The sequence below is a fragment of the Adhaeribacter terrigena genome (assembly GCF_016623615.1).
Lineage (GTDB): Bacteria > Bacteroidota > Bacteroidia > Cytophagales > Hymenobacteraceae > Adhaeribacter_A > Adhaeribacter_A terrigena.
This window is the reverse complement of record NZ_JAEHFX010000001.1, coordinates 614,782-636,791: the sequence shown is the minus strand read 5'-3', so window position 1 is coordinate 636,791 and position 22,010 is coordinate 614,782. Positions and strand designations below refer to the sequence as shown.

The 22,010-nt window shown below is 43.2% G+C and carries 20 protein-coding genes; 7 read left to right on the top strand and 13 right to left on the bottom strand.

What is annotated here, in order from left to right; genetic code table 11:
- Positions 1-37 precede the first annotated feature (37 nt).
- From I5M27_RS02630 to I5M27_RS02580, 11 genes are all read right to left on the bottom strand, one after another.
- Entirely contained in the window at positions 38-2,671 is a 2,634-nt protein-coding gene (locus tag I5M27_RS02630) for a multicopper oxidase domain-containing protein (RefSeq protein WP_234462355.1), read from the bottom strand.
- 255 nt (positions 2,672-2,926) lie between these two features.
- On the bottom strand, positions 2,927-3,253 hold the full coding sequence (locus tag I5M27_RS02625; RefSeq protein ID WP_200504464.1) for a four-helix bundle copper-binding protein: 327 nt from the start codon (positions 3,251-3,253) through the stop codon (positions 2,927-2,929).
- An 89-nt stretch (positions 3,254-3,342) separates the two neighbouring features.
- Positions 3,343-3,867 (bottom strand): helix-turn-helix domain-containing protein, encoded by a 525-nt coding sequence (locus I5M27_RS02620; RefSeq protein ID WP_234462354.1) that lies wholly within the window; start codon positions 3,865-3,867, stop codon positions 3,343-3,345.
- Between the two features lie 89 nt (positions 3,868-3,956).
- A complete protein-coding gene (locus tag I5M27_RS02615) occupies positions 3,957-4,649 on the bottom strand; it encodes a hypothetical protein (RefSeq protein ID WP_200504462.1) in 693 nt (230 codons plus the stop codon).
- Positions 4,650-4,667: 18 nt separating this feature from the next.
- Positions 4,668-5,873 (bottom strand): efflux RND transporter periplasmic adaptor subunit, encoded by a 1,206-nt coding sequence (locus I5M27_RS02610; protein ID WP_262896432.1) that lies wholly within the window; start codon positions 5,871-5,873, stop codon positions 4,668-4,670.
- Between the two features lie 4 nt (positions 5,874-5,877).
- Positions 5,878-7,188, bottom strand: coding sequence for an efflux RND transporter periplasmic adaptor subunit (locus tag I5M27_RS02605; protein WP_200504460.1), 1,311 nt, complete (start codon positions 7,186-7,188; stop codon positions 5,878-5,880).
- Positions 7,166-8,455, bottom strand: a complete 1,290-nt coding sequence (locus tag I5M27_RS02600) for a TolC family protein (protein WP_200504459.1) — start codon at positions 8,453-8,455, stop codon at positions 7,166-7,168. The genes I5M27_RS02605 and I5M27_RS02600 overlap by 23 nt, the downstream gene beginning before the upstream one ends.
- 4 nt (positions 8,456-8,459) lie before the next feature.
- A complete protein-coding gene (locus I5M27_RS18675; protein ID WP_200504458.1) occupies positions 8,460-10,388 on the bottom strand; it encodes an efflux RND transporter permease subunit in 1,929 nt (642 codons plus the stop codon).
- Positions 10,388-11,656, bottom strand: a complete 1,269-nt coding sequence (locus I5M27_RS18670) for an efflux RND transporter permease subunit (RefSeq protein ID WP_200504457.1) — start codon at positions 11,654-11,656, stop codon at positions 10,388-10,390. The genes I5M27_RS18675 and I5M27_RS18670 overlap by 1 nt, the downstream gene beginning before the upstream one ends.
- Positions 11,657-11,714: 58 nt before the next feature.
- On the bottom strand, positions 11,715-12,017 hold the full coding sequence (locus I5M27_RS02585) for a heavy metal-binding domain-containing protein (protein ID WP_200504854.1): 303 nt from the start codon (positions 12,015-12,017) through the stop codon (positions 11,715-11,717).
- Positions 12,018-12,322: 305 nt separating this feature from the next.
- Positions 12,323-12,760 carry a hypothetical protein gene (locus tag I5M27_RS02580; RefSeq protein WP_200504456.1) on the bottom strand — a complete coding sequence of 146 codons (438 nt, stop codon included), beginning with the start codon at positions 12,758-12,760 and terminating at the stop codon, positions 12,323-12,325.
- Between the two features lie 348 nt (positions 12,761-13,108).
- Here I5M27_RS02580 and I5M27_RS02575 point away from each other — a divergent pair, with 348 nt between their 5' ends.
- The 7 genes from I5M27_RS02575 (at position 13,109) to arsB (ending at position 17,151) form a co-directional block, all read left to right on the top strand.
- Complete coding sequence (locus tag I5M27_RS02575) at positions 13,109-13,498, top strand: metal-sensitive transcriptional regulator (RefSeq protein WP_234462353.1); 390 nt, start codon at positions 13,109-13,111, stop codon at positions 13,496-13,498.
- Positions 13,499-13,548: 50 nt separating this feature from the next.
- Complete coding sequence (locus tag I5M27_RS02570; protein ID WP_200504455.1) at positions 13,549-13,788, top strand: thioredoxin family protein; 240 nt, start codon at positions 13,549-13,551, stop codon at positions 13,786-13,788.
- A 112-nt stretch (positions 13,789-13,900) separates the two neighbouring features.
- Positions 13,901-14,146, top strand: a complete 246-nt coding sequence (locus I5M27_RS02565) for a hypothetical protein (RefSeq protein WP_200504454.1) — start codon at positions 13,901-13,903, stop codon at positions 14,144-14,146.
- Positions 14,147-14,421: 275 nt separating this feature from the next.
- A complete protein-coding gene (locus I5M27_RS02560; protein ID WP_200504453.1) occupies positions 14,422-14,751 on the top strand; it encodes an ArsR/SmtB family transcription factor in 330 nt (109 codons plus the stop codon).
- A 17-nt stretch (positions 14,752-14,768) separates the two neighbouring features.
- On the top strand, positions 14,769-15,236 hold the full coding sequence (locus I5M27_RS02555; protein WP_200504452.1) for a DUF6428 family protein: 468 nt from the start codon (positions 14,769-14,771) through the stop codon (positions 15,234-15,236).
- A 36-nt stretch (positions 15,237-15,272) separates the two neighbouring features.
- A complete protein-coding gene (locus tag I5M27_RS02550) occupies positions 15,273-16,046 on the top strand; it encodes a metallophosphoesterase family protein (RefSeq protein WP_200504451.1) in 774 nt (257 codons plus the stop codon).
- A 22-nt stretch (positions 16,047-16,068) separates the two neighbouring features.
- Entirely contained in the window at positions 16,069-17,151 is a 1,083-nt protein-coding gene (gene arsB, locus I5M27_RS02545; RefSeq protein ID WP_317193541.1) for an ACR3 family arsenite efflux transporter, read from the top strand.
- 536 nt (positions 17,152-17,687) lie between these two features.
- On the opposite strand, the gene I5M27_RS02540 is transcribed toward arsB, so the two are convergent.
- Together I5M27_RS02540 and I5M27_RS02535 are read right to left on the bottom strand one after the other, a co-directional pair.
- Positions 17,688-18,872: a TolC family protein gene (locus tag I5M27_RS02540; protein ID WP_200504450.1), complete on the bottom strand. Its 1,185-nt coding sequence runs from the start codon at positions 18,870-18,872 to the stop codon at positions 17,688-17,690.
- Positions 18,873-18,895: 23 nt separating this feature from the next.
- Complete coding sequence (locus I5M27_RS02535) at positions 18,896-22,006, bottom strand: efflux RND transporter permease subunit (protein WP_200504449.1); 3,111 nt, start codon at positions 22,004-22,006, stop codon at positions 18,896-18,898.
- Between the last annotated feature and the right edge of the window lie 4 nt (positions 22,007-22,010).

The following is a 22,010-nucleotide window of genomic DNA, read 5'->3' as shown; positions in this document are numbered from 1 at the left end:
TTTAAGTTTTTTTTAATTTTTAATAAATTAATTGATTTTAATAGATAATAGTAACTCCGGCTCCATATTTCATATCGCTGTCGTAGTGGGTAGAAACAGAAAAGTATTTTGTAATTACGTACCGCAAGCCTGCCCGATATTCCTTGTCCGTATTAGCAGAAAGATCTAACCTTAGCCGGCTGGTAACCGGAATATCTTCCCTGCGCAGCTGAAAACGAAACTTTCCTTCACTGTCTATTCTGGCTTGTGCCTGCACCAACATTGGCAGGAGATATTGAAAACCAGCTAAAAAAGCCTTTCGATTATTCTTATTGCTTGTTTGGCCTAAAAGTGTTTCTTCCGTTTCGTTTTTTACACTGTTGTGGTGATAGTCAAAGCCAATGAATGGGAAAAACCATTGCATTTTACCAAAGTACCGGCCAATGTATGTTTCGCTTTCAATGCCGTATTCCTTTTTTACTCCAATGTGCCATTCGCTGGAAAGTTCAAAGCGGGTTCCGCTAAGCAAAAACTCCCCCTCAGTACCATTGCTCTCCAAACCAATTCGTGCCGATGGCAGAAATACTCTCTCATGCTGGTTTAACTTTCTCCAGGCCATTTTTGTGTCCGGAAGTTCTGGATTAGGGGGAGAATTCTGGTAACTGAATACCCGGCCCATTCCGGTCATCATATGATAAAGAATATGGCAATGGAAAAACCAATCTCCACTCTCTGAAGCGGCAAACTCAATAGTATCAGTTTCCATTGGCATTACATCAATCACATTTTTTAGCGGTGCAAAAGCACCCTGTTTGTTTATTACACGAAAATCGTGCCCATGCAAGTGCATTGGGTGGCGCATCATCGAATTATTAAACATTATGATTTTTACATTCTCTCCTTTCTTTATCAGGATTTTATCTGATTCCGATACCGTTTTATTATCCAGCGACCACACGTAGCGGTTCATATTACCGGTAAGCTCGAAATGCAGCACTTTTTCTGATGCGGGTTTAAGGGTTGTTTCTTCTGTAGCCCGTAGCATTCCATAATTAAGCGTAACCAGATCTCCGCCACTTGAACCCATATTCATATCATGTCCTTCATGCCCTTGCATATTATGGCCTTCCATGGATTGGGATTTTTGAGTGGTGTCAGTTTTTTGCTGCTTATGCATACCGTTTTCGCCTGTTGTCTTGGGGGTTGATTCCACGGCAGTTCCACCTTCTTCTTCACCGGTAATTTCAGGGTACATCACGTAGTTCATATCCATTTGCTGGTTGCTCATTTGCATGCCCATTGGCTCCATATCACCGTTCATTTTCATCATACCGTTCATCATTTTCATGCCCTCGAAATACTTTAACCGGCCAAGCGGCTTAGCAGGCATTTTATGCCCGCTTCCCAGTAAAAGCGACGTAGAACTGGTTCTGTCTTCGGCAGTTGCCAGGAGTTCATATTGCATGTCTTCAGGAATAGTAACTATAAGATCATAGGTTTCGGAGGGAGCAATTATAAGCCGGTCAACTTCCACTGGTTCCACGTCATTGCCATCATTGGCTACAACGGTAATTTTACCGCCAGAATAGGTGAGCCAGAAATAGGTAGATGCGCCGCCGTTTACAATTCGCAGTTTTACCTGTTGCCCTGCTTTAAATTGGGGAAGTTCATAAACCGGTTTCCCATTGGTTAAAAATCGCTCATACGAAACATCGCTTACATCCATAGCAGTCATCCGCTTCCACTCATTTTTAAGTTTGGTTCCAAAATGGCTTTTCCTTATTGCCTCTGCATAAGCCTGAGTTGCACCTTTCCGGATAGCAAACCAATCGTTGGCTGTGCGCAGCGACCGATACACTTCATGCGGGTTCATGTCTGTCCAGTCGCTGAGCACAATGGGGAAGGCAGGCATTTCAGGCTCGTTCTTTTTCTTAAAAATCAGCGCTCCGTACATGCCGCTTTGTTCCTGGAAAGCACTGTGGCTGTGATACCAATACGTGCCATTCTGAATGATCGGGAATTTATATAAATAAGTGCTGTGGGGTTTAATTGGCTTCTGGGTAAGCCATGGAACGCCGTCGAAGCGGTTTGGCAGAAAAACCCCGTGCCAGTGAATGGAAGTTTCTTCATCCAGCTTATTATGGACGTAAATTTCTGCAGTATCGCCTTCGGTAAAAGTTAGAGCAGGCGCTGGAATACTACCATTTATTGCAATTGCTCGCTTCGGTTTACCGGAATAATTCACGATCGTATCATGCACCACCAGGTCATAACGCACTTTTTTAGGTGTTCTGGTAGGGCCAGGAGACTCGGTTGGGTGACCGGCCTTATGGGTGGGCCCTTCTTTTACATCTTCATTTTGTACTGGCGGCTTGGGTTTTTCCGGTTCAGTACCTACCGTTTTTTGGGTTGGAACGGTATTTATTACCTTCGGCTTTTGAGTAGACCTGGACTGAGATTTTGGAGTGGCCTTAGGTTTAGGCGAAACTGGCGTGCTCTTTTTTACCAGCGTCATGCCGCATTTAGGACACTTGCCCGGCTTGGGGCTTTGCACTTCGGGGTGCATGGGGCAGGTATAAATTACTGGCTGCTGTTGTTGTTTAGCCGGCATGTTATGCCCTTCGTGTTGTGCAACAGCTGTTAACCCAAAGTAAATAAACAGGATGGTTATTACTAATCTGATCATATACATGGTAGTTATGTAAAACTTAAAAATCACAAAATTGCTACTAAATGCTTTTCTGTTTTAGTAGCCGTAATCCGAGAGCCAGTAACTTTTCAGGTACAGCTTTAAAAGATTTTATCTTCTGATTTCTGAAAGAAAAGCAAAGGGAAAGCCTTAAGCCCTCCCTTCTACAAGCTGCCATTAAATCTTCACCCTAAATCTTTAACAGCCTTTGTTCTTTGTCAAGCTGCATAAATAAGATCAGCCAGTAAACCGCTCTTTTTAAGCCGCACTTCTACATGCTTCTGCACAACGGCGGCAGGCTTCAGCACAAGCTTTGCAATGGTCATGTTCGTGCTTCCCGCATTCCTCACCGCAGGCATCGCAGATTGCAGCACAGGTCTGTAAAAAAATCGTTGCCATTTCAGAACCTCGGGCTAAGGCTGCAGCTGTTTCTTTACAGATTGCAGCGCAGTCCATATCAAGCATGATGCAGCGTTTCATCATCTTTACATCTTCCTCATTGAGGCAAGCGGCAGCACAGTGGTTACACGCAGCAGCACAGGCATCTAAAGCCTGAATTACATTTTGGTATTTTGAGTTATGCATAGTATAATATTTTTATGTTTAAATGATATAAACGTATACCTGAATAGCCCTTTTTCGTTTTACAGAATTATGGATTAGATTTGAAAAATTCAGTCCGGATTAATATCATTTAACGGTTTCCGGTCATTAAATCGCTGCTTCTTGTATTCGGTTGGGGTTTTCCCGGTTATCTCTTTAAATTGCCGGGAAAGATATCCTAAATCGCTATAAGAAAGTTTTGCGGCAATTTGGCTCAGGCTAAGTTCGTCGTATGTAAGCAGTTCCTTCACATATTCGATCTTTTGTAGAATTATATACTTTTCAATAGTGATATTTTCAGAGCCGGAAAAAAGATTGCTTAGCATACTGTAATCTTTACCCGTTTCCCGAGCCAGAAATTCAGAATACTTAATTGAAATAGGTTCTTTACTATACCGAATCAAATCAATAACCAGGGTCTTTATTTGCTCTACGATTCTGGACTTCTGGTCTTGGATTATCTCGAAACCAAACTTCTCTAATGCAGTTTTAACAGCAGAGAATTCGTCTTCCATAAGTGGTTGCATAAATTCAACGGTTCCTAACTGAATTTCCTTTACGGCAATGTTAAGCCTTTCCAATTCGGTTCTGATCAAATAAATACACCTGGGGCATACCATGTGCTTAATGTAAAGCATCGGTTTACTATTCTGTTGGGTTTCCATCTATGAGGAGCTTGTAAATATTAGTGATGATGCTCAAGATATTTTCCCTGAGGACCAACGCCCTCGATATGGACCAATTGTGCCCCATAATGGCCGGTCATAGCCACGGAATAGCCAGCTCCGGTAAGAAGTAAGGCGGCAACTACTATACCCCAACGCTTCTTTTTGAAAACCAGCAAGCTTAATACTTGGGCCAGCAGACCTGCCCCTGAAAAATAAATGGTGAGGTAAGCGTACTTATCATGCTGGTCTAAAACCAGTTTTGCATGTTCGGTTAAGCCGCTGGTATGGGGATGTGCCCAATAAGTTGATGCATAGGCAGTGATAAAGCCTATTACCGTAAGTACCGTTACCACCCAATTCAACTCGGTCCGAAAAAAATAAATATTAACCAGTTGAATAGCCGCAGCAATCATTAATAGCATGATTGGAAAGTGAACTATAAGCGGATGGATGTGCGGAAAATCTGAAATAGAGGCATGAACCTTTCTTTTATCAGCGATATGGCCGGCATGTTCAGCTTCCGTTACGGTACCTCCTGTAATAGGATCGACCTGTTCCTGGGCTTTGGTATTTAAGGTATCCACCTGTTCAGTTTCCGTTTTCTTGCCATGCTTTTCATTTCCATGACCTAAAAGTGTCGGCCCATTTAATAATGCCAGGGCTAAACAGAATGATGTTAAAAACCAATATTTTAGTGATTTGAAATTCATGATTTATATTAAAATAGATTAATGATTATGCCCAGCCATCGGGTCGTTCCCCTTTTTCAGGATGTATTCACTGTTTAACAGGTAAGCTCCTTCCGATACTACAAGTTCTTCTCCTTTTAAACCGCTATTAATTTCTACCCAATCTTTATTATTGCTGCCCGTTTTTACCATGCGGGGCTCAAAAGACCCATCCTTATTTTCAACCCATACCATTGGCATATCTCCAGGAATAATAGCCGACTTAGGCACCATAATTCCAGCATCCAATGGCTGTCTTATTAGCACATAGGCCAGCATTCCTGGTTTTAATTTCCCAGCCATATTATCAACTTTAAAAGTAGCCAGGTTTACCTGCCGGTTCGTTTCCAAAACCGGGCTATTCAGAACCAGCTGACCAGCCAGCGTATCTTTGGGATAAGCCTCGGCAACGATGCGGACATTCTCTTTTTGAAATTGAAGACCCGTTTCACCAGGATAAAGCTGGGCTTGTACCCAAACAGCGGTCAGGTCAGACACTTGAAAAACAACCGAGCCTTCCATTACATAACTTCCTTCCCGGAAGGCCAATTCCGTAATATTTCCGGACACCGGGCTGTAATAAGTGACACGGGGACTTGCCTTACCTGTTTTTGCTAACTGATTTATCTGGCCATTTGTCATGCCCCATAGCAGAAGCTTTTGCCGGGAAGAAGCAGCCAGATCCTGTTTCAACCCGCTCAGGTTTATGCTTTCCTGTTGCAGTGCCAATAAATACTCCTGTTGAGCAGCCAGCAATTGTTCACTGTAAATCTGGTAAAGCGGCTGGCCTTTTCGCACTTTTTCGCCGATGCTCCATACCATTAATTTCTCAATGCGGCCAGGCACCCGAGCCGTTATGGACTCAGTAGCATTTTGGTTCAGCACCACTTCCCCAGTTAAGGTTGACATGTCTCCGATTTTGCCGGTTACCACTTTATAAGTTTGAATATTGGCAAGTTTCCTTTGCTGGTCGGTAAGCATGATCCCTGTTTCTGTTTTGGAAGCGCTTCCATCCACTTTTATCAGGGTCATGTTGCAAACCGGGCAGACTCCGGGTTTGTCTGATCGGACCTGGGGGTGCATCGGGCAGGTATAATATTCTCCTGCAGCGGCATGTTCGTGGCCATCCTGGCCGGAATCGGTACAACCGGTAAAGGCAGAAATGCCAATAACCAGCGTCAATAAAAATAGCAGCTTATTAATCATTTTTTTAAGGTCTGATAAAGGATTCGCTGTCGGTCATGTAACCGGCTTCTTTTGCAACATGGGCACCATCCGGCAGCCCGCTAATAATCTCGGTATAGTCGCCATTTTGTTTACCTATCTGTACTTCTGTGGCTTCAAAGGAAAAGGAATGATTACCGGCTGGCGTTTTCCGAACCCAAACGATGTTGCGCCGCCCCAAACTCCATACTGCTGAAGTTGGAACCGTTAAAACTGCCTGCTTATTTTCATCGGCGATAGTAGCCTGCACCAGGGAATTAGGCTTTAATTTAAGGTCCGGATTAGCCAGATAAACCCTTACCGTAACCTGGTTTTGCCCTTGCCGGACCACAGATTCTATAAAATTAACTTCCCCTAAAATGGTTTTATCAGGCAGTAACTGGGATCGAATGGTTACCTTATCACCGGTTTCTACAGAACCAGCAATACCTGCCGGAAGTGTTAGAATAGCCCACACCTTTTTCAGGTCATTAACCTGGAAAAGTGTCTGGCCTTTGGCTACATACTGTCCTTCTCTGATCGGATTTTCTACTGAAGTTGATTGGGTTACCGGAGCATCAGGAGCTGTGTTTGCAGCTCCCATGTTACCCATACTTCCTCCTGCTGCCGCTGGACTTTGCGTTGTAGTTGAGGTGGTAGCGGCCTCCGGAGTAAACCTGACAAAACCTTCATAGGGACTGTAAACCGTGGTTTTAGTTTGTGGTTTACCGGTTTTTTCCAGGGTTTTGAGTTGTGATTCTGTAAGCCCCAACAGACGCAAACGTTTCCGGGCCTGCTCTGCTAAAGCATTATCCTCCGCATGCAGCACAAATAGAAATTCCTGCTGGGCCGTTAGTAGTTCCGGGCTATAAAGCGACAAAATGGGTTGGCCTTTACGTACAAAGGTATAATTGTATTTCACGAACAGTTCTTCAATCCTGCCCGGAAAGTAAGCAGCAACTGTATTGTTTTGGCGTTCATCAAAAGCAATTATGCCCTCCGCTTGCACCTGCTTATTCATCGTGTTGCTTTTTGCCTGCACAGTAGCCTGGGAGGAAACTACAATCCGGTTTGGATCAGCAATAAGTTGCTCCAGAACTACATCCTTCGGCTCCAGGAACATATTACATTCCGGGCACCTACCAGGTTTATCGCTGGTAACTTCCGGGTGCATCGGGCAGGTATAAATTACGCCCTCTTCGGTTTCGGTTGCATGTTCTTTATGCTCCGTTGCGGTTTCCTTTTTACAAGAAGCCGTTGCCAGCAGTAACCCAAAAAGTAGTAGGATCAGGCTTTTATTTTTCCATTTCACGAGCATATTCCACCTCCAGTTTTAGTGCCTTGCCAAGCAGTTCATAATATTCCATTTCTTTCATTTGCCACATTTCCCAGGCATCCAGCACTACAAACAGGTTAGCGGTATTCTGCCGGTAAGCAAGCAGGTTTACATCCAAAGCTTTGCGGTAAGCGGGCAACACTTTTTCCTGGAAATGTTGTACCCGCTCTTGTTCTAACTTCCACATAGCCTGCTTTTCATTGGCCATTCTCAGGTGCATCAGATGCATCGTTTCCCGCTCTTTTTCCATAGCATTTAGCTGCTGATCCATGGCTTTCACTTCGGCCTTGGTCATTTTAGAAGACCAGGGTGCAATCGGAATGGAAACCATTACCATTGCCGAATACATCGATTCCATATTGAACATGGGCATGTGCTCGAACCTGAATCCAAATTCAGGTTTCAACTCAGTTTTCATCAGCTCCCGGTTAGCCTGCATGGCCTGGATATTAGCGCTCATTATGGCAATATCGCTGCGGTCTGCTGTTGTATCAATTAACAACATAGGGGAAATTCCTATGCCCGGCACAGCTGTGGTATCGACACTAAACTCCTGATTTACATGCTGCCCTATTAAGGTATTTATACCGAACTTACTTTCCTGAACCATCTGTTGCTGCGCCAGCCTTAAGTTCTGAAGTTCCTGCAACCGGGCTCTTGCGCTGTAAATATTGGTAAGCTGCGCCTGGTTATAAGCATACTGCGCTTCCGAATTTTTTATGAGCAGGTTTAATACTTGTTCACTTTTGCTTATTACACTGAGCATTTTTTCGCTCACGTACCGGTTGAAATACAAAGTCCTAAGCTCAGTCCTTAACTCATTTAAAGTCCACTTGCGCTGCTGTTCTATAGCAGGAACCTGAGCCTGTAAATACCGCTCTTTAGCCCGTTGCTTTGATCTGTTTGGTATCATTTGCTCTACCCCGACCATCAGACCTGATTGGGTTTCCATCAGGGGCATATCGATCATTTTAGGGTTATAAGGCAGGCGGCTTAGCCCAAAAGTTGCCTGTGGCGGCATCCAACTCCGTGCACCTGAAACCCGGGCTTCGGCAGCTTGTTTTTGGTAATCGTATTGCTTAAGCTGGGGATAATGTTGCTCCATCTTTTGCAATGCTTCCTGCAACGTGAGCACCGGTTTTTCGTGGCTTTGCCCTACCGTTTTCAGGCTGATCAGCCCAAAAGTCAGTAGCAGAGCCAGTTTAAATAAGGTATACTTCCAGTTGATCTTAATTTTTATAACTTCCATGGGCCTATTCTTTAATATCCAGGAATGCGATGCTTCCAGTTTTTCTTAATTCATATTCTTTCACCCAGAGATAAATTACCGGCAGCACGACAAGCACATATAGGGTGGATGAAACCAGACCAAACACAAATGGGATGGTAATTGGCTTTATCACGTCTGCTCCTACACCACCTGCCAGTAATACCGGCAATAAACCAATCATATCCGCCATTACTGTCATCAGTTTTGGCCTTACCCGCAATACAGAGCCTTCATACACTGAATCTCTCAGGTCCTTCTGCTCAATTTGTTGACCTTGCTTTCGGGTCGATAACCGCTGCATAGATTCGTTCAAGTAAACGATCATGAGTACACCTGTTTCTACTGCTACTCCGAATAGGGCAATAAATCCTACAGCCACAGCAACAGAGAAATTCACATCGAAAAAGTATAGCGAATAAACACCTCCGATTAGCGCTAAGGGCATACTTGATAGCACGATCAGCATTTCCTTCCAGGAATTAAAAGTGATGTATAGAATAAAACAGATAATGATCAGCACGCCTGGAATAATGAATTGAAGGCGTTGTTCAGCTCTGATCTTATTTTCGTACTGCCCGCTCCATTCCAGGTAATAGCCTTTCGGCAGCTTCTTAATATGATCTGCTACCCGTTGGCGGGCATCTTCCACCACATTGCCTAAATCCCGGCCTCTTACGTTAAAAAGTACCGTTCCCCGGAGCATTGCATTCTCCGAACTGATCATGGCAGGACCATCGGTTAAAGTAATATCGGCAACCGAAGAAAGCGGAATTGGCCCTGCCTGGGGCGTTTGAATAAGGGTTCGTTTAATTTCAGAGAGATCGTTGCGGTAATCTTGCGCCAGCCGGACGTTTATGGTAAACCGTTCCCGGCCTTCAATGGTATTGGTCAGGCTCATGCCACCCAAAGCGGTTTCGATTACCTGGTTTACCTGATCCAGGCTGAGCCCGTAACGCCCCAGCATATCCCGTTTGATCTGAATATCGAGGTATTTACCACCAGTAAGCCTTTCGGTATATAAATCAGTCAGACCTTCCACGCCTTTTAAAGCTTTTTCTACATCCAGCGAAATGGCATAAATGGAATCCAGGTTCTGACCGTAAACCTTCACCCCAACATCCGTTCTTATACCTGTCGCCAGCATATTGATGCGGTTAATAATGGGCATGGTCCAGCCGTTGGTAACGCCGGGAATCTTTACTTTTTCATCCAGTTCGGCGATCAGTTTTTCTTTGGTCATGCCTTCCCGCCATTCCGATTGCGGTTTTAGCAGGATAATACTTTCGATCATACTCATAGGAGCATTATCGGTAGCGGTATTAGCACGACCAGCTTTGCCTAAAACGTTCTGCACTTCCGGTACCGATTTTATGAGCCGATCCTGCACCTGCAGAATGCGTTTGGCTTCGGCATTGGAAACATCGGGCAGGGTAACAGGCATAAATAGTAACGAACCTTCATCCAGGGGCGGCATAAATTCAGATCCGGTCCGGATGATAACCGGTATGCTGCCCAAAACAATCAGTACCGCTATGGCTAATACGGTTTTCTTCCAGCGCAAACTCCACCTGATTACCGGCCCATACAACCTGATAAAAAAACGGGATATCGGGTTCTGGCTTTCCGGGCGCAAGCGGCCTTTCATCAATAAACGCATCAGCAAAGGCACCACGAAAATAGCCGTGAAGGCCGAACCGATCATGACAAACGTTTTGGTTAACACCAACGGCGTAAACAGTTTTTCTTCCTGGCCGGTTAAGAAAAGCAAAGGTGCAAAGGAAACGAGCGTTACCAGGATGGAAAAGAAAACTGCTCTACCTACTTTTCGTGCCGATCTCTCAATGATCTGGACTCTTTCCGGTTCCGGAATATCCCGGGTATGTCTTATTTGGTTATTATTTAGATTTTCCATCAGCTCACTCCTTCCCCCTCCGATAAATTCCGGTAGGCATTTTCTACCATCACAATTCCTGCATCTACCAGGTCGCCAATTGCTAAAGCTATACCACCCAGCGACATGATATTGGAGGTTACATCAAACACATTCATTAAAATAAAGCCGATCAGCACCGAAAGCGGGATGGTGATCATGGCCACCAAAGCACTCCGGAAGTGGAACAGAAAGATCAGGATCACCAGAGAAACCACCAGGATTTCTTCTATTAAGGCTTCCCTTAAAGTAGCCACTGCGGCATCGATCAGATCGCTACGGTCATACACAATTTTAAACTTCACTCCAGGCGGAAGCCCTTTTTCTACTTCCTCCATTTTCATTTTCACCTGGTCGATCAGCTCTCTGGCATTCTCACCGTAGCGCATCACCACAATTCCGCCTACTACTTCGCCCTGCCCGTTTTCTTCCGTTATACCTAATCGTAATTCCCCGCCAGTCTGCACGGCTGCCACATCCTGAACGGTAACCGGAACGGAGTTAAAAGTGCCTAATGGTATTTTTCGGATGTCGTCGAGATTTTTAATGTAGCCCAAGCCTCGTATCAGATAGCTGGAACCGCTCATTTCAAAAGTCCGGCCTCCCACATCGTTATTATTCGATTTCACTGCCGATAGCACTGTACTAAGCGGAATGTTGTAAAAATTCAGTTTATGCGGGTCGATGGCAATCTGATACTGCTTCTGGAAGCCGCCAAAGGAAGCAACCTCACTTACTCCCGGAACATTCTGTAAGGCAAAGCGGATGTACCAATCCTGTAAGGTTCGAAGTTCGGCCAGGTCAAAACCAGGAGCATCGAGCGTGTACCAGAAAATATGGCCTACGCCGGTACCGTCCGGCCCTAAGGTTGGCACCACCTGATCCGGAAGTAATCGCTGGGCATAATTTAACCGTTCGAGCACCCGGGTCCTGGCCCAGTATATATCGGTATCATCGTTAAAGATCACAAACACGAAACTCATACCGAACATGGAATTTGCCCGGATACTTTTCACGTTGGGAACGCCCTGCAAATTTGATACTAACGGATACGTGATCTGGTCTTCAATAATTTGAGGACTTCGGCCCATCCATTCCGTATAAACGATTACCTGATTCTCCGACAAATCGGGAATAGCATCCACCGGATTCCGGTCTACAGAATAGAGACCCCAGCCAAATAAAATGGCGGCTACCCCTAAAACAATTAGCCGGTTCCGGATAGAAAATGATATTATTTTTTCAATCATGATCAATCTAAATTGCCGCCTGATTCGTCCAGGAATCAGGCGGCTTTATTGTAAAAAACTACTGCGCAGGATCTTCCTGCTTTGCATTTGCATCCTCTTTAACTAAATCCATTCCGCATTTCGGGCAGCTACCTGGCTTATCGCTGGTAACTTCCGGGTGCATCGGGCAGCTATAAACTGCTGCCATTTGGCCATGATCAGTTTCATGGTTATGGCCCGGTTCTCCGTGCGCAGGGCGAGTAGTTTCGGAAGTGGTGGTTTCAGAAGAAGCACCCTGATTCTCAGTAGATTTTTCGGTTTTATTACAGCCTGTAACCATTACAGCAGCGAAAAGGGATAGGGCTAACAAAATGTTTTTCATGGGGTTTACAGTTATGATTAAACAATATTTAAGACGGACTTTTATAGTCTGAATACCTACCGTTTTTTTTGAATAGCAGGTATAGCAGACGTGCATGAGCGTACATGCCAGCTAAAAGTTGAATAATGAAAATTTAGAATTTTGAGGAAAGGCAATAGCGTTTAGGTACATCAATAGCCAGAAAAGCAAATCCTGGTTTAGAAGTAAGGAAAACGTTATACCTGTGAGCCAAAAAAGTATGGCCACAAAAAGAACCTGAAAAGCGCAGAAATGCCTGCCTGTTCAGGTTACTGAAAGGAAAAAAATCAAATAATAAGGGAACAGATAAATATCCGGATATCTGGGACCTTTGGTTTAAGTCCGACATCAGGAAATAACCTTACAGACAAGGTTAACAGAGGATTGGTATGAGAGCCAAAAATATTGAGATGATCAGGTAGAATAAACTGAAAATCATCTGCAGAAAAATTAATCTTATGCGGGCCAGAATCTACTAAGGAAGTCAGGAAAAAACTATGATGATCCTCACAAGCACCTTTATGGTCATCTGTATCACTCTGATGCGGGCAATAATCTGTTCCTGCTGGCGCATTTGTTCCATGATACCCAATGCTTATCGGTTCATGCCGGGGCCCATCCATAGTAAGACCACACCATATTTCAAGGGCATAGATATTGAAGATAGATGCGATCAACGCAAATACCATCAATTGTTTCCCTATGTGTTTCAAATGGTTGGCCATGAACAGGTTTAAATACCCAAATACAAAGAAAAGGTTTATTTCTCCAGTTTTCGTTACAAAATTTTGGAAAAGATTTGCAGAATTATAAAGGCTTCCGTCCCAAAAGTTTTTCTGAAAGCAAGTTCTTACTTAATTATTGACCTTAAATACCTCCGAATAATTCCTTTTAAATTCATTTTTTTTATAATGCAAACTCAGGAACAGCAAATTGAGCCGGCCTGCATTGGTGGAAAAACAATAAGTACCGTAGCTACAATAAACACAACAATCACCTTTCTTTGGCTTGTTAAGTCTTAAAATTTTTAACTTAATTATTTGGAGACCACCCCCTGAACTGCATTATACTACATGAAATTTGAAATTATGCTACAAAAGGATCTAACCAGGGACATAAAGACCAGACTGAACACTATAAAAGGACAGCTTGAAGGTATCATCAAGATGCTGGATGAAGACAAAAATCCCGAAACGGTATTGGTGCAGTTCAAAGCTGCGGGTAAAGCACTGGAAACTGCGCAGTTCCTGTTGCTGGATGAAACGTTCAGAAAATCTCTGGCGGTTAAACTTTCAGAAACGATGGAAAACTGTTCAGGTGATTGTAGTCAGGCAGTAAGGATTGAAATGTTACGTAAGCAATTTCCGAACCTTACCGTTGATGAATTAACGAGCAAAATGCACGAGATCCAGTCGGTCTATGACCAGATGAAAGAAAATCACTCAAAGAATAAATCTGCTTGACTACCACCCAGTACCCTGATGTAGATTTGCTTAAATTAAAATTTACAACTATGGCTAAGAGAAAAATAGAAGTATTCACCGCAGGATGTCCAGTTTGTGAACCAGTTGTGGAAATGGTAACGGCAATGGCCTGTGAATCGTGTGATTTAACCGTATATAACCTTACGGAGCAATGCGACACCAAGGAGTGCATTAGCAAGGTAAAAGAGTATAATATTACTTCCTTGCCAGCGATTGTCGTAAACGGTGAGTTGCTTTCTTGTTGCTCAGGCAAGGGTGTTAACAATTGATAGCTGCTGGAATAGGAAGCCCAGTTTAACCTGAAATAAAAAGCAAGGTATGGTTGCTTTGTTTAATTAGCTTTGTTGCTATACCCGACATAGCGTTTAACTATTAAATATTATGAAAAAGAGATTTTTAGGAATTGCAACAGGCACGATGATGCTTGCAGGCGGTACCTTCTTTGCATTCGCTGGAAATGACAAGGTGAAGGATTGTCCGTTGAAAGGTACGGCTGATTGCCCCATTGTGAAAGAGTGCAAGTTAAAAGGTACGCCTGACTGCCCATTGGTAAAGGAAGCGAAAGCCAAATCTACAATATCTTTTGCATCAGCGAGTACGCTACCATCTTGTTGCAAAAAGAAGTAAATTAAAAAGAGCAATCCGAAATGATTGCTCTTTTTTTTGTATTGTATGCTTTGCTTCTTATGCCTTATTACGGTAAAAAAAACTATCATAAAACAAACCATCTATCCAGCCTTTCTATTTAAGATCAAATTAAACTCGCTCTTTTTGGAAAGGATGCTTCGCTTAACAGGTTGCTGGCTGGTATAGGCCAAATCAAGTTTTTCTTAAAATTAAACTTCCAGTTCAACATCTTTGTTAAATTATTATCGTAATATTGCAATGAAACAATTTCAACTATGGGCTTAACTAAATCCGAGTTCTTTACCGAGAATCAAAATAAAACTGCTACGCTCCTTAAAGCTTTGGGACATCCAGCCAGAATCGCCATCGTCGAATATCTGCTTCGGGTAAAAACGTGCATTTGCGGCGATATAGTTAACGAACTGCCATTGGCACAGCCTACGGTTTCACAGCACCTGAAAGAGCTTAAAAATGCTGGCATCATCAAAGGTAACATTGAAGGAAATGCTATCTGTTATTGCTTGGACGAGGGTGCTTTAGAATATATTAATTCCTACTTCGGTAATATGCTTACCGAAATCTATAAAAAGTCAACTTGTTGTTAACCATTAATTCAAATACCATGAAACTGTCAGAAGTAAAAAGCATTCTAAGTGGTGCCGAATCAGTAAATTTTAAATTAGAGAACGGAACAATGGTTCCTGAGAACTTCCACGTTACCGAAGTTGGTGTTATCAGCAAACACTTCATCGACTGCGGTGGTACCGTACGGGATGAAAAGGTAGCCAATTTCCAGCTTTGGGATGCTAACGATTATGATCACCGCTTAAAGCCCCAGAAACTTATTAATATCATTGAGCTTTCTGAAACGAAGCTGGGGATGGAAGATCTGGAAATTGAGGTTGAGTATCAGGGTGAAACCATTGGTAAATATGATTTAGGCCACGACGGTACTGACTTTGTTTTACAGGCGAAAACTACTGCTTGTCTGGCATTAGATAAGTGCGGTGTTCCCAAGGAAAAATTCAGATTAAACCTTAATACTTTCCAGCCAGGGAATACCTGCGATCCAAATTCAGGCTGCTGCTAATTTCAAAATTGTTATCCTAATCCTAAATCCCATATTATGAAAATTGCATTGTTCAGCGATATACACGCTAACCTGCCAGCCGTAGAAGCTTTCTTTGCCGATGTAGATGACAGAAAACCAGATTTCATTTATTGTCTGGGCGACTTGGTTGGCTATAATATCTGGCCTAATGAAGTAGTGGATGAAATCAGAAAAAGAAACATACCTACCATTGCTGGTAACTATGATTTCGGCATCGGAAGAAACATTCCTGAATGCGGCTGCGCTTATAAAACTGATGATGAAAAGGCTAACGGAGCTGTTTCGATTTCTTTTACCAATGAAATTATGAAAGACGAGCAGCGGCAGTATCTCAGAACTTTGCCTTCTCATATAAAAGTAGAGTTTCAGCTTAATGAAGATAAGCTGAATCTGTTACTGGTTCACGGTAGCCCACGTAAGATAAATGAATACCTTTTCGAAGACCGTGATGAAAAGAGTATGCTACGGATTATGGCTGATGCAGATGCAGATATTATGTGCTTTGGGCATACCCATAAACCTTACCATCGAATAATGAATTCAGGTGCTGAGGGACAAGATCATTTCCGCCATGCAGTCAACATCGGTTCTGTTGGAAAGCCGAAAGATGGCGATAACCGTGGGGGTTACGTGATGCTTTCCATTAACGATAATAGCTCCATATTAGATAAGGAAAGCATTCAGGTGGAGTTTATTCGGTTTGAATATGACTTTGAAAAAGCTGCTAAAGCTATCGAAGATAGTATCCTTCCGGATGCGTATGCTGAGAGCTTAAGAAAAGGAATTTAATTAAATTTTAAATTAAAGAAAAGTGAGCCAATGTAATGTTCAGGAAAGAAAACAGCTTTCCCGCTTAGATCAATTCCTGACTGTCTGGATTTTCCTGGCAATGGGTATTGGAGTATTATTAGGATATGTATTTCCGCAAACTGAAACCTTCATAAATTCCTTTCAAGTAGGTACCGTGAATGTACCAATAGCCATTGGTCTTATCTTAATGATGTACCCACCTTTAGCGAAAGTAAAATACGAACAGTTAGGACGAGTATTTGAAAATGTAAAGGTCATAACCCTGTCCTTAGTCCTTAACTGGATTATAGGCCCGGTGCTTATGTTCATTCTTGCAATTACCTTCCTGCATGACTATCCGGAATATATGGTTGGCATTATTTTGATCGGCCTTGCCCGGTGCATTGCAATGGTATTGGTTTGGAATGAATTAGCAGAGGGTGACCGTGAATACGCTGCTGGATTAGTAGCTTTTAACAGCATTTTCCAAGTGCTTTTCTATAGCGTATTTGCTTACGTTTTCATTACTGTATTACCAACTTGGTTTGGGCTGGAGGGCAAAGTTGTAGATATTAGTATGTCTGCAATTGCCGAAAGTGTATTAATTTATTTAGGTATTCCATTCCTAATGGGCTTTCTTTCTCGCTTTATTCTTCGCCGGCTAAAAGGAGAAAAGTGGTATTCAGAAAAATTCATACCAGCTATAAGCCCGATAACTCTAATTGCTTTGCTGTTTACCATTATTGTAATGTTCAGCCTGAAGGGTAACCTAATTGTGAATATTCCATTTGACGTTATCCGGATTGCAATTCCTTTGGTGCTGTACTTTGCTATTATGTTTGTAATAAGCATTTATATGGGAAAAGCATTAGGTGCGACTTATGCACAGAACGCTTCAGTAGCTTTTACTGCTACCGGCAATAACTTTGAACTTGCCATTGCAGTTTCAATCGGAGTATTCGGATTAAATTCAGGACAAGCCTTTGCTGGGGTTGTAGGGCCCTTAATTGAAGTTCCAGCCTTAATTGCGCTTGTAAATTTTGCCAGTTGGTTCCGGAAGAAGTATTACCGGAATGAAGCCATTGGTTCAGTAATTGGAAGGTAATGAAACCGATTAGTGTCTTAGCTATAGGATTGACCTTATTGTGCTCATTCACAATCCGTGATACTGGGCAATGAAAAGAACCGGGTAGTAAACAGCTGTTTGAAATAGAAAGGACTTTAGTGCACAATAATGTTAAGGCTTGTCAGGATTTTAACTACAAGTTAGGTACCAACACGAATGACGTTTATTTACTTGCCTGCACTAAAAATGGAAAGCAATGGAAACACTTTATTGTATGGACTTCAACCAATATAATTATCGGACCATTCTACGACAAGAATCATGGTACCCCTTTAAACAACAATAACCGGTAGGATTAAATGCCTTACCGGTTATAAAAATATTTCGGAAAGTATGGGTGACGACTTTCCGATTACACCGAAATGTAGCTTAGTCTCCTGCGTATCAGTGGAACCTGTCAGAAATGACAGGTTTTTTTTGTTATTGCAATCTCGCTAAATTATTTCATATCCATATGTTAGCAACATTGGCCTGAAGTACTTTAAATTTTTATTGCCTCTGGTCAGGAAGTAATACTATAAAGCAAACTTGTAAAGTTCCGCAATTACCTGGTTATACTCTTTTTCCAAAGCCAGGTAATTATCATAGGAATTATAGAAGTAAGTAAGCTCCATAAAATACTCGGTAGTTGAGATTTCTCCCAGTCGCAATGCCTTTGCCAATAAAACATCGCTGTGAACGGCCTGCATCAGACTCTGGTAGTCTGTTAAACCTAAGCGTAAACTTTCGTACTGGTCATAAAGGGCTTTTATTTCGTGCAGGTGCTCGGTGCGGTGGTTGTGAATCTGCAATTCAGAATACAGAATTTCAGCCTCCTTTTGCTTTACTTTATTCTTATCCTGCCATAACGGAATAGTAACTCCAATTCTGGCACCGTTAAATTTCTGCCCCAGGATAGCCTGCGAATGGTAGCCAATTCCAGGTTTAGGCAGCGTAAGTGCTTTGGTTACTTCCTTTTCCTTGATGCTGATCTCTTTTTGCTGTTTTACGGTTTTTAAGATCGGATCATTTACCTCAACCAAGCTATCCATTTTCTCATAAACCGGAATCTGCGCTAAGGTTGGATAGAGCGTATCGCTTACGACAATTGCACTACCGCCATTAAGCTGCGTGAGCTTTTCAGAATTTAGTTTGAGCTGGCTTTCGTTCCGGCGTAATTCATTTTGCAGGTTTGCCAGCTGGATTTTGGCTTTGTTTACTTCCAGAATATTAGCAAACCCCTGCTTAAATTTTTTCTGAAAATCGTTGTGAAGGCTCTCCGAAGTTTTCAGTCTTCGAGCCAGAATTGCTTTTTGTTTGTTCAAGTATACCATTTCCAGGTAACTTAATTTGGCTTCCAACAGAATATCCTGCCGGAATGCCGCAGCCTGAAATTCAGTCTGGGCAATTTGTTCTTTCGATAACGCTTTCTTTTTAGCATAGGCGGTAGGGAAATCAAATGTTTGCGTTACTGCAAAATCTTCCTGGTTTCCGGCGGAAGCAGGTCTGCCACGCATGTAGTCGTATACCATTTCGGGATTTTCAGGAGTAAGACCTGTTCTAAAAGCCAGTTTACGAGCTTCCCAGTATTGCTTATTAGCGGCAATAGCTTTATTGTTTTGAGCTATGGAATTTAGCACGGCATCGAGGTTGCTTTGCGCAAAACCCAAACCGGGAATTGAAATCACTATACCCAAAAATATTCCTTTCCAATAATTCATACGAACAGTTTTTCTTATATTTTTCATACCATTTCAGCTTTATTAGTCGTCCAGAAAAACACGATTGGGATCACAAACAAATTCAGCACGGTAGAAGTAAGCAGGCCTCCTAAAATTACCTGGGCCATCGGACTTTGAATTTCATTGCCCGGCAAATCACCCGCAATCGCCAGTGGAATAAGCGCCAATGCAGCCGTTAAAGCTGTCATCAGGATCGGGCTTAACCTATCTTTTGAACCTTGAATAATGGATTGGTACAGGATTTCTTTTTTGCTGCCGGTAAAATGATTTTCCCGCAGCAGTAATTCATAATGCGACACCAGTAAAATACCGTTCCGGGTGGCAATGCCGAAAAGCGTAATGAAACCGATGATGGCCGGAATGCTCAGAATACCCGAAGTAAAATAAACGCTCAGGATACCGCCAATTAAGGCCAGCGGCAAGTTGAGTAAGATGATACCCGAAACTCTGGCATCCTTAAATTCCTGGTATAAAAGCAGGAAAATAACCAGCAAGGCTAAAAGCGAAGCGATCATTAACGTTCGGGAAGCTTCTGCCTCGGCTTCAAACTGACCGCCATATTCAATATGATAGCCTTCCGGCAGTTTGATAGTGGCTTCAATTTTCTTCCGGATTTCCGCTACAGCACTTTTCTGATCACGGCCAGCCACGTTTGCTGACACCACCGTTTTACGCTGCACGTTCTCCCGGTTAATGGTATTTGGTCCGGAAGTAGAAACAATATCAGCAACATAATGCAACGGCACCTTTTCGCCAGAATCGGTATCGATCAGGCTGTTGCGGATGTTTTCCATTTTACCCCGGTTGGCATCGTTAAATTTCAGGATCAAATCAAAACTTCTGGCTCCTTCATACACTTCCGATACCTTTTCGCCGGCAAATGCCACGTCAATAAACTCCGTAAATTGCCCGATTGAAATGCCGTATTTTGCCAGCATATCCCGGTTAGCTTTGATTTGTATTTGGGGAATCCCGACCTGCTGCTCTACGCTCAGATCAACCAGACCATCTATGCCTTCAATATTGGCTTTAATCTGGTTGGAAAGCGTAAACAACTGGCTCAGATCAGGACCGAAAATCTTAATGGCAATATTGGCACGGGTACCAGAAAGCATATGATCTATGCGGTGACCAATTGGCTGCCCGATGGTAATGTTAGCGGTAGTAATGTTGCCGACCTTTTCCCGAACTTCTTTCATAAACTCTTCCCGATCCCGATCTTCCAACGTGAACGGCGCATCAATTTCAGAAGCATTTACGCCCTGGGCATGTTCATCGAGTTCTGCCCTACCCGTGCGACGAGTAGTTACTTTTATTTCCGGAACTGTGAGCAAAGCTTTTTCAACCTGCGTACCAATCTTATTCGATTCTTCCAGTGAAATCCCAGGCAAACTCACCACGCTTACAACCAGCGAACCTTCGTTAAACTCAGGTAAAAAGCTGCGGCCTAAGCCTGAAAAGAGAACCAGCGCAACAGCCAGTAAACCTACTGCCAGACCAATTACCAGTTTGCGCATTCCCATAGCTTTCACCAGCGCCTTTTCATAAATATTATTCAGGTGGCGCACCAGCCAGCTATCCTGATGCTCTTTTAAAAGCCTTTTATCGCTGGTAAGCAGGAAGCTGCAAAGCACTGGTGTAAGTGTAATGGCCACGATCAATGAAGCGAAAAGTGCCACTATAAACGCTATGCCCAGCGGCGCTAAAAGTCGGCCTTCCATTCCCGAAAGGAAAAATAATGGCACAAATGCTACGATTATGATAAAGGTGGCATTGATAACGGAAGAACGAATTTCTACCGATGCATCATAAATCACTTTCAGCTTATTTACACGTTCTGCAATCGGTTTATGAGCATTTTCCTTAAGTCTACGATATACATTTTCTACGTCAATAATGGCGTCATCTACCAGGTCGCCAATGGCTATGGCCATCCCGCCCAAACTCATAGTATTGATGGTTAAACCGAGCCATTTCAAGGTTAGAATTGCCACCAGTAATGAGATGGGAATAGCGATAAGGGAAATTACCGTAGCCCGCCAATTCATCAGGAAAATGAACAGGATGATGACTACGAAAATGGAGCCTTCTACCAGTACCTTCTGTATATTATTCACCGAGGCCGTAATGAAGTCTGCCTGCCGGAAAATCTTGGTATTGATGTGGATATCCTGCGGTAGGTTCTGGCTCATTTCTGCCATAGCGGCATCAATTTTATCGGTAAGCTCCAATGTATTGGTATTAGGCTGTTTCATTACCGTCATGATAACCGCCGGCTCGCCTTTCAAAGAACCATCACCGATCTTTACCGAGGTACCGATCTTTATTTCGGCTACGTCTTCAATTTTAACCGGAACCCCGTTTACCGTTTTTATTACTGATTTTCCTAACTCCGACAGGTCGCTGGTTTTACCGATTCCTCTTACGATGTATTCGTTACCATACTCGTTCAGGAAACCACCGGAAGCATTCTGATTGGCATCTTTGCTGGCCTGCAATAATTCCGGTAGCGAAACACCATAATATTTCATTTTTTGCGGCGAAGCCAGGATCTGATACTGTTTGTATTCGCCGCCAATTACTACTACTTGCGAAACTCCACCCGTAGCCAATAATCGTGGCCGGATGTTCCAGTCCGCAATGGTGCGCAAATCCATCAGGCTGGTGCTGTCGGCGGTTAAACTGATCAGCATAATTTCGCCCATAATAGACGAATTAGGAGCAAGCGTAGGATTCCCTACTCCTTCCGGAAGGTTTTCCGCAACGGAAATCAGACGTTCATTTACGATCTGGCGGGCCTGGAAAATATCGGTTCCCCAGTTAAACTCCACCCAAACAATAGAAATACCTGCGGAAGAAGAAGACCGAACCCTCCGTACATTTGAGGCACCATTTACCGCCGTTTCGATTGGGTACGTTACCAGTCTTTCCGCTTCCTCCGGAGCCATTCCGTGGGCCTCAGTAAGTATCACTACGGTTGGGGCCGTCAGATCGGGAAAGACGTCCACTTCCATAGTTGAAGCTGTATAGCTGCCCATAAAAATGAGCAAGGCCGATGCTACTATAACCACCAATCGGTTATGCAGTGCAAATTCTATAACCTTATTCAGCATAGCT